The organism is Streptomyces sp. NPDC051907 (genome assembly GCF_040681075.1).
GTDB lineage: Bacteria > Actinomycetota > Actinomycetes > Streptomycetales > Streptomycetaceae > Streptomyces.
In genome coordinates this window covers 69,750-83,447 of the sequence record NZ_JBFAYB010000015.1, presented here as the reverse complement: position 1 = coordinate 83,447, position 13,698 = coordinate 69,750, and the positions used below count along the sequence as shown (strand labels likewise).

The window sequence follows — 13,698 nt, the reverse complement described above, 5'->3', positions numbered from 1 at the left end:
CAATTGCTTCGACATCGTCCAGAACTCGTCGGCATCGTCGCTGTCGGGTCTGCGTGGGCGGGCGTGGTCACGGCCATGGAAAAGGGTCCTGGCGCGTCTCCTGTCCCACCGGCTTTCCGGGCTGGCTTCTCAAGGCGCGCTTATTTCCCTCTGGTTGTGCAACACGTCCTCGTCGTGCAGCACGTCAGCCTCGGGTCTTGGTCGACAGGTCTACTGCTGCCGATTGGTTGGGCACAGCACAGGGAGGATCTGGTCATGAGTCAGCCAGGCACCGTGGCGCTGACCGTCGAACACGACGGCGGCTCGGTCCAGGCGGTCGCTTTCAGCCCGGACAGCACCCTCTTCGCCAGCGGCGGCAGCGACTCCGTGCTGCGCGTGCGCAGCACGGTCGGCGGCAGTGATCCGCCGGACGCCTCCGTCGACGGGTCCGTGGTCGACATCGCCTTCAGCCCGGACGGCGCCCAGTTCGCGGTCGCCGACTTCGAACAGGTGGTCCTGCGGTCCACCTCGACCGGCTCGGTCGTCTGGCAAGAACCGCTTGCCCCGGGCAACTCGGTCAACACCGTGCGGTTCACCCCCGACGGGCGGCTGGTCGCGACCACGGACGCGCTGGTCGCCGTACTCGACGGGGCGACGGGGACGGCCACCCGGCAGATCACCGTCGACAAGCCGCTGATCGCCGATGTCGACCTCAGCCGGGACGGCGCCAGGGTCGCGCTGGCCATCGACCACCGCCACGGCGGCGACCATCAGCGCGCCGGGTCCGCACGGGTGCTGGACCTGGCCACCGGCGAGGAGATCGGGCGACTGGACCCGGGCGACGCCGTGCTCGCGGTCGCGTTCAGCCCGGACGCGAAACGGGTGCTGTGCTGCGCCGCCGACGACACCACCCGGATGTTCGAGGCGGAGCCCGGGACGCAGGTGTGGCCGGCCGCAGGCGCGGTCGACGAAACGGTCACCGCCCCGAACTGCCTGGCGTTCGACCCGAAGGGCCTCTGCGTCGTGGTCGGCGGCTCGGACGGGTTCGCCCGGGTGCTGGAAGCGGCGTCCGGGAAGGAGACGGGGGTGGCGCCGAATCTGGCTCCCGACGCCCCCGAGCCGGGGGCCGTCACGCACGTGGCGTTCGGCCCGAACGGCAAGGTCGCGGCCAGCGCCTGCATCGACAACGTGGTCCGTCTGTTCGACATGGACGGCAAGGAGCACTACGCGGTGAGCACCGACGAAGTGCTGGCGATGGAGTTCAGCCCCGACGGCCGCTGGCTGGGGGTCGGCTGCTTCGGCCGCGCGCTGTTGATCGACAACGGCGAACTCGGCCAGGGGTGAGGCGGAATTGACCCGCACGACAGCGCTGACTCGCTCAGCGCTCTCTGCGGCCTCGACCGGTCTGCGCCGGCAGGCGTGACGCGCGGCTGTCGGCGGCCTTCGGCTTTCGTGGTCGGCTTTCGTGGTCGGTGAGGGCCGGGTCGGCTTCGGCCCGTGCCCTTGCGGGCTCTTGGGTGGGATCGGGGCGTGTCTGTGGGGCGTACACTCCGCGTATGGGTTGCACGCATGCGATGGGAGAGGGCCTGCGAAAGGCTCCGCACGTTCTGTGCCTCGCTGCGCTCCGGAGCGGTTGCCGGCCGCTGCACGGTCACGGCTAGCGGTTATCTGACGGGCCTGGGCTCGTACCTCGGTCTTCTCTGCTGAGCTTGTCCGCACGGGCTGCGGCGGCCGCCCCCCTTCTTCTGTCCGGATAGTCGCTTTTCTTGTGACTGTCCGTCCTGTGCGCGTCCCGTACGTCCCGCACTCCCGCCACACCCCGCACCCCACGCATCTCTGCACCCCCCCGTATGCCTGCAATGTTCGCGTGGCTGCTCGGCGTGCCGTCGCCGCTGTCGGCGGCGGCCGTCTGTGACCGCGCCCTGAGAGGACGACTCTGTGAAGCTGAGCGAATTGCTGGTCGGGCACGATCACGAGGTCCTTCTGGGGGATCCGGAGACGTCCGTCACGGCGGGGCCGTGCTTCGACGTGGACCGTGTCCTGCCCGGGTCCGTGTTCATCGCGGTGCCCGGCCATCGCGAGGGCGGTCCCGAGGCCGTCGGCTCGGCGTTGGCGCGCGGCGCCGTCGCGGTGCTCGTCGACGCCCAGGGACCGGACCTCCCGGCGGCGGTGGGGGCCGCCGGAAGCGGAGTCTGCGTGGTCCGGGTGGCGAGCGCACGCAAAGCAGCCGCGGTCGTCGCCTCCCGCTACTACGGCGAGCCCGGACGCGAGATGGACATGGTGGCCGTCACCGGCACCAACGGCAAGACGTCGGTGTCGTACATGGTGGAGTCCGTGCTGCGTCTCGCCGAGGGCGCACGGGTGGGGGTGATCGGGACCGCCGGCAGTCGTGTCGGCGACGATCTGATCCCCATGCCTCGATCCGTGCTCACCACGCCGGAGGCGCCGGACTTCCAGTACCTGCTGGGACATATGCGCGACCACGAGGCGGGCACCGTCGTCCTGGAGGCCACGTCGATGGGCCTGCTGAACCACCGCGTGGACCACGCCTTCATCGACGTCGGTGTGTTCACCAACCTCACCCAGGACCACCTGGACGACCACGGAACCATGGACGACTACCGGGATGCCAAGCTGCGGCTGTTCCAGGGCCTGTGCCGGCGGGCGGTCGTCAACGCCGACGACCCCGTCGGCGCGGAGATCGCCGCGATGATGCCCGGCGCGGCGACGACCTACGCCCTGGACGCCGACGCCGACTACCGGGCCGTCGACCTGGCCATGGACGCCTTCGGCACCCGCTTCACCCTCGAGCACGCCGGGCGCAAGCACCCGGCCGCGATCCCGGTGCCGGGCCGGTTCTCGGTGTCCAACGCCCTCGCCACGTTGGCCGCCTGCCACCTGTTGGGGCACGACCTGGCCGGGCTGGTCGCCGCGCTCGAGCGCATGCCCCCGGTCCCGGGGCGGTTCGAGCGGTTCCAGACCGCCCGCGGCACGTCCGTGATCGTGGACTACGCCCACTCTCCCGACTCGCTGGAGAAGGTCCTCGCCGCCATCGGGGAGTTCGCCGCAGGACAGGTGATCACCGTCTTCGGCTGCGGCGGCGACAGGGACACCACCAAGCGCGCACGGATGGGAGAGATCGCCGGGACCCTGTCCGACCTGGTGGTCCTGACCTCCGACAACCCGCGGAGCGAGGACCCCGAGGCCATCCTGGACCAGATCACGCCCGGTCTGCAGTCGACCGGGACCCGTTTCGAGCGGTGCGCGGACCGCCGCCGGGCCATCGCCCTGGCTCTCTCCGCTGCCGGGCCGAACGACGTCGTCCTCATCGCGGGGAAGGGCAGCGAGCCGTACCAGATCGTCGGCGACCAGTTGCTGGCATTCAGCGACATGGCCGTGGCGCGCGAACTGGCCGCCGCTGTCTAGCCGCTGTCAGCACCAGCTGGCCTGGAACGGCTCATACCGGTGTCAGAGCTGCGTCGGGCGGCCTCGCGATCGCCGTCAGCCGCCCCCCAAGCGTTCCCCCTCCCCGTTTGCGTCTCCGGTCAAGCGGGGTGTCACGAAGGCGAAAAAAGCGCCGACGAACGCGACCACCGCGAAGACCCAGAAGTTCCAGGCGATGCTGACATGCGATGCCGCGAGATAGCCGCCGAGTAGTGGGCCGGTCACGCCCCCTAGCCTGCCGACGCCCGAGGTGAACCCGAGGGCTCTGGCGCGTATGTCCGATGGAAAGTACGTTCCCACATAGCCGAACATCATGATCTGGGCACCGACAGTGACCGCCCCGGTCAGCCCGACCAAGATGAACAACGCGACGCTGGGCAAAGGCAGGCCGAGAAGCGCGATGCAGGCTGTGGCGATAAGGAAGGCGGTCGTACTCACCCGCCGGTTGCCGACTCGGTCGGCGATCAACGAACCGGTGACACCGCCGACAATCGCTCCGACGTTCAGGACCAACAGGAAAGCCAGTGCCGGGCCGAGCTCGTACCCGGCAGAGCGCATGATCTGCGGCAACCAGGTGTTCAGGGCGTACACGAGGAGCAGGCTGCAGTAGGTCGCGCACGCCAGCAGTACCGCCGCGACAGCATTGCGTCCGGACAGCCGGACGCCCGGACGGGCCTTGTCTGCCTGTTCGGCGCGACGCGCTCGGAGCTCAGTGCGTGCCGCCCGGTTCGCCAAGTAGGCGGGTGACTCCGGCAGCAGTATGACGAGCAGCGGAACGAGGGTGACCAGCGGCAGGCCGCCGAAGGCGAAAAGAATCCGAAAGCCGTGGTCTTTCAGCAGTGCTATGGCAAGCACTGCGGCGAGAATACCGCCGACCGGGAATCCAATGAGCGCCAAGGCGGTATTCAGATTCCGGCGCCGGGTCGGTGCGCACTCTATGATCAGCGCGATCGTCGCTGGAATCACGCCCCCGAAGCCGAGTCCCGCGATGAATCGGGAGAGACCCAGCAGCTCCGGATTGGGCGCCATTGCTACGAGCAGCATGGCCGCCGAGAACCACGACACGCACCCGATGATCATCCTGCGACGCCCGATGAGGTCGCCCAGGACTCCGGCCGCCAGCGCTCCGACGAACATGCCGAGGAGTGCGTAGCTTCCTATCGCGCCGACCTCGCCAGGGGTGAGGTCCCAGTCGCGAAATTTAAGCAGCGCTGGTACGGCCGACCCGTAGACTATGACGTCGTAGCCGTCGAATACGATCGCTGCGAAAGCATAGGGCAATAACTGAGGCCCGCCCTTCAGCCCGACGCAGCCGGATACGCTTCGCTTTTCCCATGAAGCCTCCTCCGGATTTCGGGAGACAACTCTACGCCCGTAGTTGCCGCACCGCAGTCCGGCGAGTCCAGCCACGATCCTTGTCGCCGGGGCGGGCTCAGCGTTGGGCGCGGCGGTACTCTGACGACCCGAGCACCGTACCCGCGCCGCTCTAGCTCTGGCTCATATCGCCACCGAGAGAGTCTGAACACCATGTCGCTGACGTTCTCCGGAAGCTCGGAATCTCCAGTAGGCACGCGGTGAAGGAGGCGCTTGCTGGGCGGGAGAAGTAGTCCTGCTCCGTGGTGCAACCTACCGCGGACAGCCGCAGCCCAGCCGCAGCCCGCTCGTCTGGACAGGGGTGCCCGGGGGAGGCGCGCGGCGACTGGGCAGGTGCGGCGGAGTTCGCTATCGAGGTCAGTCCGATACCGGGCCTTCCATCACTTCGCTGATGAACTGGATGGGGCCCTTGCCCATGTTGGGGACGTAGGTTCTGGCGCTGTGCTTGCCGCCTTGTATTTCGAGGAGGCTGGTGTGTATGGGGCCCTTGCCGTAGGCGGCGATGAAACTCTTGACGTCTGGCAGGGTGTTGGCATTGCTCTCGGCCGTTCCCACCTGGAAGGCGAGATAGACGTCCGGGCCGCCCTTGGCTATGAGCTCCTTCGCCAGGACTTTGGGGTTGTTCTGGGCCTTCTCCTTCTCATGCCCCTTCCACAGCCGGGAGTCCGGCACGATGTCCGGGCCGGAGGCGATCGCGGCCTTGAACTTGTCGGGGTGCTTCAACACGGCCTTCAGGCTGGCGAAGCCGCCGGTCGAGGAGCCCATGAAGGCCCATCCGTCGCGGGACTTGATGGTGCGGAAGTTGGCCTTGATCAGGTTGGGGACGTCCTCGGTCAGCCACGTGCCCATCTTGGGCTGGCCGGGTATGTCCGAGCCGTCCCAGTAGAGCCCGCCGTCGTCCGGGCCGGGGTTGAGCACGGGCATGGCCAGGATGAACGGCTTGCTCTTCCCCTGCTTGGACCATTCGGCGATGCTCGTCTGCAGGCCGAGGTCCGCGCCCATCCAGTAGTTGGTCGGGTATCCCGGGCCGCCGGGCAAGGCGATCATGACGGGGAAGCCGCTGTTCGCGTACTCCGACTCGAAGTACTGCTTGGGCGCCCATACCCACACCTTGCCCTTGAAGCCCGACTTCCCGCCCTCGAGGGTCGTGACGGCGATATGGGTGCCGTCGTCCAGGGTCTTGGCGTTCTTGAAGGAGGCCTTCGGGCCGGTCGGCATCAGGACCTTGGAGCTCTTGCTCTGCTTCTGGCCGCTGGGCCGGCTGTCGCCCGTGGGGGTGTCGAAGGAGACGTCCTTGCCCTTGTCCGTGAAGGGCGGGATCTCGTAGTGCGCCATCACCCCGGCGCCGATGCCGGCGAGCGCGAGCACCGAGGCGCCGGCGATGATCCATCGGCGGGCCCGGGACGGGCGGCGGGGCCGCTGGGGCGGAGAAGCGGGCTGGTAGTCGCGCTCATAGGTGCGGGTCTGCTCGTACTCGTCGTACGGTCTGCCGTCATGGCGGGGGGTGTCGTACGACGGCGCCTGTGGCGGAGCTCCGTAGGGGCTGTGCCCGTGCTGAGACTGTCGGCCGTACGGCTGCGGCTGCTGGGGGTACTGCTGGTGGTGCCCGCCAGATCCCTCGGGCGGGTGCCCCTGGTGCTGTCCGTCGCCGCCCTGGGGCGGATACGACCCCCGGTGTGACGGGTAGTGCCCGTCGGGTTCGTACGACATGCCGTGAAACTCCGCTTCTTGGTGCGTTCGATACAGAGAAGACGTTTCCTTCCGCCGGGAAGATGACGAGACGATCGCTGAGGTTCCCGATCGGGCCGCCGACTGTCGGGCTTTCGGGGCTCGAGCCCTGACGTCGACGGTGCTGCTCCGGCTGTGGGCGGAGCGGGAGTGGATGTGGCGTGTCGGGCCTACGACAACGACGACAGCCGGTGGCTCGTGAACCCGATGCTCATCCAGCCCAAGGCGGCCAAGACCAGCCCGTACCCCTGCTCGACCACGGGCTAAACAGGCGCCGACGGCACGCCCTAACCCGTGCAGCGAGGCGACGGCCCCGTGATACCCGACCAGGTGGACTACGGCCACTGAGCCAGCCGCCCCTGACGCGGCTCGACCGCCCGCAGCCCAGGACACCCAGCCCTGGGCTGCGGGCGGCCGTACAGGCGCCCAGGACGTTGTCCCGTAGGGCGTTGTTCCGTTCTACCTCCCTGTCCGACTGCCTCGGCGACGGGACGCCCTCAGCCATGGGCATCCGTCCGCTGAGCTGACCGACCCACGACGGCAGCCGCGAATGAGCCGATACATCCCGCCTGGTGTGAAGAGTCCGACGGGCGGACTCCCCGGGGGAGTCGTCATCGCGAGCGCTACGCTTCGCGTGTCGGCATGGGGCCCGGCCTTTCCTGTACATCGGGAACGGGCGGGCGTCGGACAGGAGCGAGCCGGATGTCACACGTACGCGAGCAGCTGCGCGCCCGCAGCGCCGAGCGGCGCCGCCTCATGCGGCATGCCGGCATGACTGCCGTGGCCACAGCGGTGGTCGCGGTCGGCGCGGCCACCGCGATGACGGGCGCCGGGGGCGCCGGCGAACGCGACACCGCACGGCCGGACACCAGCCACACCACCCTGCGACTGCCTCTGCCCGTCCAGCCCAGCGCCTCCAAGTCCGCCCCGACCGCCACCGCGTCCCCTTCTGCGTCCGCGTCCGCCAAGCGGTCGGCTTCCCCGAAGACGGCGTCTGCCTCCCCGGCGCGGCGATCCCCGGCAGGACCCGCCGCAGGAAAGCTCTACAGGCACCCGCAGTCGCAGGTTCTGGAATGGGTGGCCGCCAATCGCGGCGATTCGCGCCGCCCGCTCATCGAGTCGAGCATCGCCTCGCAGCCCGCAGCCGTGTGGTTCCCCCAGTACAACCCCGGCGCCATAACCGGCGACGTGCGCGCCGTGACCTCCGGCGCCGCGGCAGCGGGCCGGATTCCCGTGCTCGTGCCCTACGCCATCCCGGACCGGGACTGCGGCGGAGCCTCGCAGGGCGGCGCACCCGACCTCGCGGCGTACGACGCCTGGATCCGCGGCTTCGCAGCCGGCCTCGGCAGTCGCCCGGTCATCGTCATCCTGGAGCCCGACTCGATCGCGCTCGCCGACTGCCTCTCGGCGCAGACGAGGGCCGGCCGGTTCGCTTCGCTGTCCCGCGCCGCCCGCGCCATGCACGCGGCGAACCCCCAGGCCAAGGTCTACTTCGACGCAGGGCACTCCAACTGGCACCCGGCCGCCGAACAGGCGGCCGCACTGCGCCAGGCCGGCGCCGCGTCGAGCGGTGACGGCATCTTCACCAACGTCGCCAACTTCCATCGGACCGCCGACGAGGCCGCCTACGCACGCCGGGTCCTGGACGCGCTCGGCGGTCCGGCCCGCCTCGGCGCGGTCATCGACACCGGCAGGAACGGAAACGGCGCACCGGCGGCGGGACAGTGGTGCGACCCGGCAGGGCGGGCCCTGGGGCAGCCTCCGACCACGTCCACCCAACAGGCGCGGATCGACGCCTATCTGTGGGTCAAGCTGCCGGGCGAGTCCGACGGCTGCAAGGGCGCGCCGGGCACGTTCACACCCTCGTACGCCTACGAACTCGCCCAGCGCTGACCGGCAGCCCGAGCGCACGCGCAGCCACGGGTCTGTGGGGCGGGCCCCGAAGCCGTGGGGGAGCGGCTGCCCGGCGGCGAGGCACCCCCGCAGCCGCAGGGCTCCCGGCGGCACCCCGCTCCGCCGCCGCCTCCCTCGTGGCGCCCACGGGATCTCGCCGATCAGGGCCCCCGGCCCCGACTGCCCGCCTTGTCCCCCGAGCGTCGCGGAGGCGCCACCGGCTTCCTCAAGGAGACGGCCACCGGCTTCGTGCCGGCGGGCGCCCGGACGGTCGCCCTGACCCTCGCGTTCACACGCGTCACGGGCGGAGACAGCGATGCCTACGCCGACGGCATAGCGCTCATCCCTGGATGAACACCTCCGAGGTCGCCCTCGGGAGGCCGCCGGCAAGAGAGCGGCCTGCCAGGCGGCCCCTCGCAGACCGGGTGCCCTGCCAGGCAGGCGAGTTGGCGACAGAGTGTCACACGAATGGGCGAACGTGGCGCTAGCGTCGGGCGGTTCGACATCTGGAAATATGTAACTGTGCGTCATATGCACGTCTCGCGGTGATATCCCGTGGGACGCATTCTCCAGGAAGTAGGGACATCATGAGCGGCCGCCTCCAGAGCCCGGCCCCATCCGACCTTCGCGCCGACGTCAGGCACCGCGCTGACGGCCCGCACACGATGCACGGCATCAGCCTGCGGTGGCAGATCGGCGGCAACAGCCCCGAGCACGGCACATGGCCTCCCCCGGAGGACTGGGACAACGGCGAGGCGCCCTACCCGCACGTCTACGAGGTGTGGATCGACGGCGAGGCCCGGCAGACCGTCTTCCTCTACTGGCCGAGTTGGGACTGGGCGCCGTCCAACTCCCACTGGGTGGACCTGGGCGAGGAGCCGAACAGCGAGTACACGGTGAAGATCCGCGCCAAGGTGGACGGCCATTTCACGCCGTTCACCAATGAGGTGACCGTGCGCTCGGCGAGTTCCCGGCCCTGGTCGTCCCCGCAAGAGCCGCGGCAGGCTCCCAAGGGCAGGGATGCGGCACCGCAGCACGGCACCGTCAACCACCCGCGCAGCCGCGCGGCCGCCGCCATCCGGGACGAGGATCCCGCGAAGATCTGCGTCGAAGCCCGCAACCTGAACATCAGCACCGTCTGGCAGGAGGTAGTGCCCGGCGCCGACCGGATGCTCGCCGACTACCCGTGGAACAACGCCCTGAAGTACCTGGAGTACCGCAAGTTCTTCCAGGGCGACACCGTCCCGTCCACGGGCAACTCGGCCTTCCGGGGACTGGACCTGGCCCCGGACTCCACGCTGGGGGAGTGGCCCCTGACGGAGCTGGACACCTCCGCCCCCAGCCAGACCTTCACCTACGACTACACGGCGTACCACACGTCGGAGTCCTGGTCTCACCGCTGGTTCGTCACCCGCGAGGGCTGGGCTCCCACCGGGGGTCTGAGCTGGGAGGACCTGGAGCCGACCCCCTTCCTGGTCGAGGTCCAGGGCTCGCACAGCGAAGAAGAGTCCGACAACTGGGAGTTCGCGACCTTCCCCCGGCGGACCGGCCGGGCAGCGGTCGTGCACATCTGGGGCGGGCACGGCGGCCCTGACACCCCGGACGGCGGCAACGGCGGCAAGACGGGCGAGTTCTTCGCATCGACCTGCGACGTGCTGCTGCGCTGACCTGAAGGGCGCTGCCGCCTGAGGCCGGCTGTTTCCTGAGCCGGCTCGGGAGCGGTCGACGATGTCCCGTCCGATCACTTCGATCGGGCGGGACCTCGTGGTTCCGGGCCCGCGCGCCGGGCTGTCGGTGCTGGCCCTTGCCTCATCTACTACGAAATCGTATAGTCCGAAAACATGAAGTCCGAATACGTACCACCTGAGGGGTCGGCCCTGCTTGCCTTGCAGCGGGCCACCCACGCCACCCTGCAAGTGCTCGCCGCAGAACTCGTCGACCTGGACCTGACCGCCTCCGAGATCAATGCCCTGGCCAACCTCGCCGACGGCCGCCCCCGCCGAGTCTCCGAACTCGGCGCCGCCGCTGGCACGCGGCCGACCACGTTGACCAGCGTGCTGGACCGGCTGGAGAGACGCGGTCACATCACTCGCGGCGCCCGCGCCGGCGACCGCCGAGCCGTGCTCATCGAGCTGACGCCCACCGGCCGCCTGGCGGCCGACACGATTCAAAAGACCCTGACCGACCTGGAGCACCGCGCACTCGGCGGGCTTCCCGCCGAAGCCGTCGCCGGTTTCCACGCGGTTCTGCGGGCACTGACGGAGGTGTCCAAATGAACCGGACCAGCCCCGGGCCCCACGGGAAGGGCACAGCGGCTTTCGACGACCTGATGGCCGAGGTGATGGCGTCCGCCGAGCATTTCGGCCACCGACAGCACATCCACCTGACTTGGCTGACGGTGCGGAGGCACGGCGTTCCCGCGGCGGTCCGCATGGTCAGCGAAGGCATCCAGCGCACCGCGCGCTACGCGGGAGCGCCCCAGAAGTACAACGCGACCGTCAGTCGGGCCTGGGTGGAACTCGTGGGGCACCATGTGGCCGAGGACGACGCCCAGACCTTCTCCGCCTTCGCCGAGCACCACCCTCCCCTGCTCGACAAGCGTCTGCTCACCCGTTTCTACCGCCCCGCGACACTGGCGAGTGCGTCGGCCCGGACCGGCTGGGTCGAGCCTGACCTCGCCCCGTTCCCCTGGCGGCGCGCCGGCGAGTGAGGTCACGGGCAGGTGCGCGAGAAGCAGGATGAGGGCTCAGGACTGCTGCTGTCGCTGCTCTCGGCCGTCTGGCTACCGCTGTCGATGTTGAGCGCAGTCAGGCCGCGGTCGGCGAGGCGGTCCAGCTGCCGCTTGAGGATCTGTCGGGGGGACGCTGCCACCGGGGCCCCGATCGGCCAGGCCAGACCTGCCGTGATCATCGCCGTCCCCGGGTGCCAGGGGACGCGGCGCAGGGTGCTGGTGTCGCCGTGCATGGCGAAGTCGCCGTAGCCGGTCTCCCACGAGGACATGGCGTAGCCGTCGACCGTGTTCATGTCGGTGTCGACGGCGAGGAGGGAGTTGCAGCCCCCCGTGCCGTGGCCGAGCACCTCGTCGAGGAAGTGGCGCGCGGCGAATCGCTTGCCCTGGAGCCTTCCCTGCATGTCGGTGATCACCAGGACGACGGTGTCGATCTCTCCGGAGCTCACGAGCGAGCGCAGTCTGTCGACCGTGAGAGGGGGCGTTCGTTCTGCCCCGGGTGCCTCCTGGCGTCGTGCGGGGCAGCGGCCACCGTGCCCGCAGCGCCAGCTCGCTCAGCCCCGCCGCCGGGACAGCCTCCCTGGCGTCGACGAGGGCGGCGAAGAGCTGCCGGCGCGACCGGCGAAGGTCCAGAGGGGCCCCAGGCGCTTCGGCCTCTGCTTGTGCGCGGGGCGCGTGCGCGGACCTTGGGGGGAACGCCCGGTCGACGGCCTGTATCAGCGCGCGCGTCATCTCCTCGCGCACCCCGCGGCCCTGGTGTCCGTACCAGTGGGCCGTCGTGAGTGCGGCTCTGTCCTCGAGAGCCCGGATCATCTCGTCCATCAGCAAGGGGAGTTCCTCCCGCAGGGGCGCGAGGGGATCACGGGGACTGCGGGCCTGCGAAGTGTTCGTCATCGGCCGCTCCGCCTCACGGCGTCGACGATGGTGGTCGTCGGGCTCTGGTCCTCGCCCCCGGGCGAGTCCGGCGCCTCGTCGCCCTTGTCGTCCTTGTTGTCTTTGTCGGCCTCGTCGTCCACGACGGAGAACTCGTGGAACTCGAGGCAGGGCTCCTCGTCGGGGCACGACGTGGTGATGTAGACGGTGTGAACCCCGCGGACGGGAATGACGGCCGTGGAGACGTCCTCCGCCGTGCTCGTCGACGGCGCGCTCACCCATGCGAACGGCGTCGCATCCGGGGAGTCCAGTCGCATCAGGATCATGCCGGAGTAGGACGACGTCCCCGCGGCCAACCGGAACACGGCCGAGGCAGCTGCCCGATCTGAGAAGTCGACGTGGTCGAAGCGGAGCTTGGAGGAGGAGCTCAGCCGCAGGGAGCCGGGCGCCGCGCCTTCGAGGACGGTGCCCTGCGCATACGAATAGGCCGTCGCGGCGACGCCTGCCCGCGCGGACAGGGCAGGAGGCACGGTGGGGGAGGGAGAGGGCTCGGGTTTGGAGGAGGGATCGGGAGACGGGGATACGACGACAGGGCTGGACGGGTCCGGCCGGCTCGGGGAAGCGTCGTCGTCGGCTCCGGAGCGCACCAGCGAGAACGCCGCGACGCCGCTCAGGAGGAGGCCGAGGACGGTCGCGGCCGTCGGAGCGGGCGGGAGCCTGAAGCGGCCGGGCGCCCGACGCCTTCCGCTCGGCCTCGACACGAAGGGCTTGGCCGGCTGCGGCGAGCCCATGGCGCTCTCGGCCCGCTGCACGGCCTGCGCGAGGAACGGCGGGTCTGCCAGCGGGGTGGACGTGGACTCCTTCGCACGCAGATAGGCCTGGCCGGGCCACCACCCCAGCAGGTGGCCGGGCAGCTGGGCGTCCAGCCGCGAGTCCAGCTGCGCCAGGTCGCGATAGACGCCCTGGCAGCCTGCGCACACACGGAGGTGGTCGGCCCCGGCCGCGTCCAACTCGGCCTCCGGGTCGGCGGCCAGGGCTCTGAGGATGTCACTGCACTGCTGCATGCCCAGCCTGTCCAGGTACAGACCCGCGCGCGCCTGGCGGAGCAGGACCATCGCCTGCGAGCGGACCGTGCTCAGATCCTCCAGCTCGATCCCGGTGATCCGTGAGACGTCGGCGGCGTCGTCCTGCTCCACGACCGTGTGCCACAGAAGGCACTGCGAGGGAGCGGGAAGGAACGAGAACGCCAGCGCCAGCTGGCCGTCCTCCTCCATGGGCCAGGACGACCCATGGGCCACCCAGGCACGGAAGCCGGCAGAGAGCGAGTCGGGATCGCTCGCCACCCGGGCGACCGCCCCCGCGCGCACCATGTCGTGCAATTGCCTGCGCACACAGCCCGGATGACGCCGCTCGGCGAAGAACTCCCCGGCGAGCAGCCGTTGCAGCAGTTGAGCGAAGGCCCGGCAGGTGAGCTCGTGCGCGTCCATCGGCGCGGGCGTGCAGCTGGACGCGTAGGCGTGGACCGCCGCGTAGTGCCGCTGATAGAGGGGACGCAGCGCAGCGGCCTGCCCCTTTCGCACAGTGCGGACGAGCGATGCATCGGAAGGGGTCGGCGGGGAGAGCACGGCGCGCGACATCTGAACACCCTTCTTCACGGAGACACGGAGCACCCCAAAGAG

General features: G+C 70.0%; 10 protein-coding genes and 1 pseudogene. 7 read left to right on the top strand and 4 right to left on the bottom strand.

The genetic code is table 11. The features are described from left to right. Nucleotides 1-255 precede the first annotated feature (255 nt). Together AB0M39_RS12020 and AB0M39_RS12015 are read left to right on the top strand one after the other, a co-directional pair. Complete coding sequence (locus AB0M39_RS12020) at nt 256-1,323, top strand: WD40 repeat domain-containing protein (protein WP_365362939.1); 1,068 nt, start codon at nt 256-258, stop codon at nt 1,321-1,323. Nucleotides 1,324-1,917: 594 nt separating this feature from the next. Next, nucleotides 1,918-3,405, top strand: a complete 1,488-nt coding sequence (locus AB0M39_RS12015) for a UDP-N-acetylmuramoyl-L-alanyl-D-glutamate--2,6-diaminopimelate ligase (RefSeq protein WP_365362937.1) — start codon at nt 1,918-1,920, stop codon at nt 3,403-3,405. A 75-nt stretch (nt 3,406-3,480) separates the two neighbouring features. On the opposite strand, the gene AB0M39_RS12010 is transcribed toward AB0M39_RS12015, so the two are convergent. Both AB0M39_RS12010 and AB0M39_RS12005 read right to left on the bottom strand, forming a co-directional pair. Further along, nucleotides 3,481-4,833, bottom strand: coding sequence for an aromatic acid/H+ symport family MFS transporter (locus AB0M39_RS12010; RefSeq protein WP_365362935.1), 1,353 nt, complete (start codon nt 4,831-4,833; stop codon nt 3,481-3,483). 321 nt (nt 4,834-5,154) lie between these two features. Continuing rightward, nucleotides 5,155-6,507, bottom strand: a complete 1,353-nt coding sequence (locus tag AB0M39_RS12005) for an alpha/beta hydrolase-fold protein (protein ID WP_365362933.1) — start codon at nt 6,505-6,507, stop codon at nt 5,155-5,157. Between the two features lie 789 nt (nt 6,508-7,296). Here AB0M39_RS12005 and AB0M39_RS12000 point away from each other — a divergent pair. From AB0M39_RS12000 to AB0M39_RS11980, 5 genes are all read left to right on the top strand, one after another. Beyond that, complete coding sequence (locus tag AB0M39_RS12000; protein WP_365363015.1) at nt 7,297-8,418, top strand: glycoside hydrolase family 6 protein; 1,122 nt, start codon at nt 7,297-7,299, stop codon at nt 8,416-8,418. A 189-nt stretch (nt 8,419-8,607) separates the two neighbouring features. Continuing rightward, entirely contained in the window at nt 8,608-8,772 is a 165-nt protein-coding gene (locus AB0M39_RS11995; RefSeq protein WP_365362931.1) for a hypothetical protein, read from the top strand. 233 nt (nt 8,773-9,005) lie between these two features. Next, on the top strand, nt 9,006-10,085 hold the full coding sequence (locus tag AB0M39_RS11990; RefSeq protein ID WP_365362929.1) for a lytic polysaccharide monooxygenase: 1,080 nt from the start codon (nt 9,006-9,008) through the stop codon (nt 10,083-10,085). Nucleotides 10,086-10,259: 174 nt separating this feature from the next. Beyond that, entirely contained in the window at nt 10,260-10,694 is a 435-nt protein-coding gene (locus AB0M39_RS11985; RefSeq protein ID WP_365362927.1) for a MarR family transcriptional regulator, read from the top strand. Further along, nucleotides 10,691-11,128, top strand: coding sequence for a hypothetical protein (locus AB0M39_RS11980; protein ID WP_365362925.1), 438 nt, complete (start codon nt 10,691-10,693; stop codon nt 11,126-11,128). Before AB0M39_RS11985 ends, AB0M39_RS11980 begins: the two co-directional genes overlap by 4 nt. A 92-nt stretch (nt 11,129-11,220) precedes the next feature. Here AB0M39_RS11980 and AB0M39_RS11975 read toward each other — a convergent pair. Beyond that, a pseudogene (locus AB0M39_RS11975) lies at nt 11,221-11,607 on the bottom strand (glutamine synthetase); the annotation flags it as partial. Between the two features lie 429 nt (nt 11,608-12,036). Further along, nucleotides 12,037-13,599 carry a carbohydrate-binding protein gene (locus AB0M39_RS11970; protein WP_365362923.1) on the bottom strand — a complete coding sequence of 521 codons (1,563 nt, stop codon included), beginning with the start codon at nt 13,597-13,599 and terminating at the stop codon, nt 12,037-12,039. Nucleotides 13,600-13,698 lie beyond the last annotated feature (99 nt).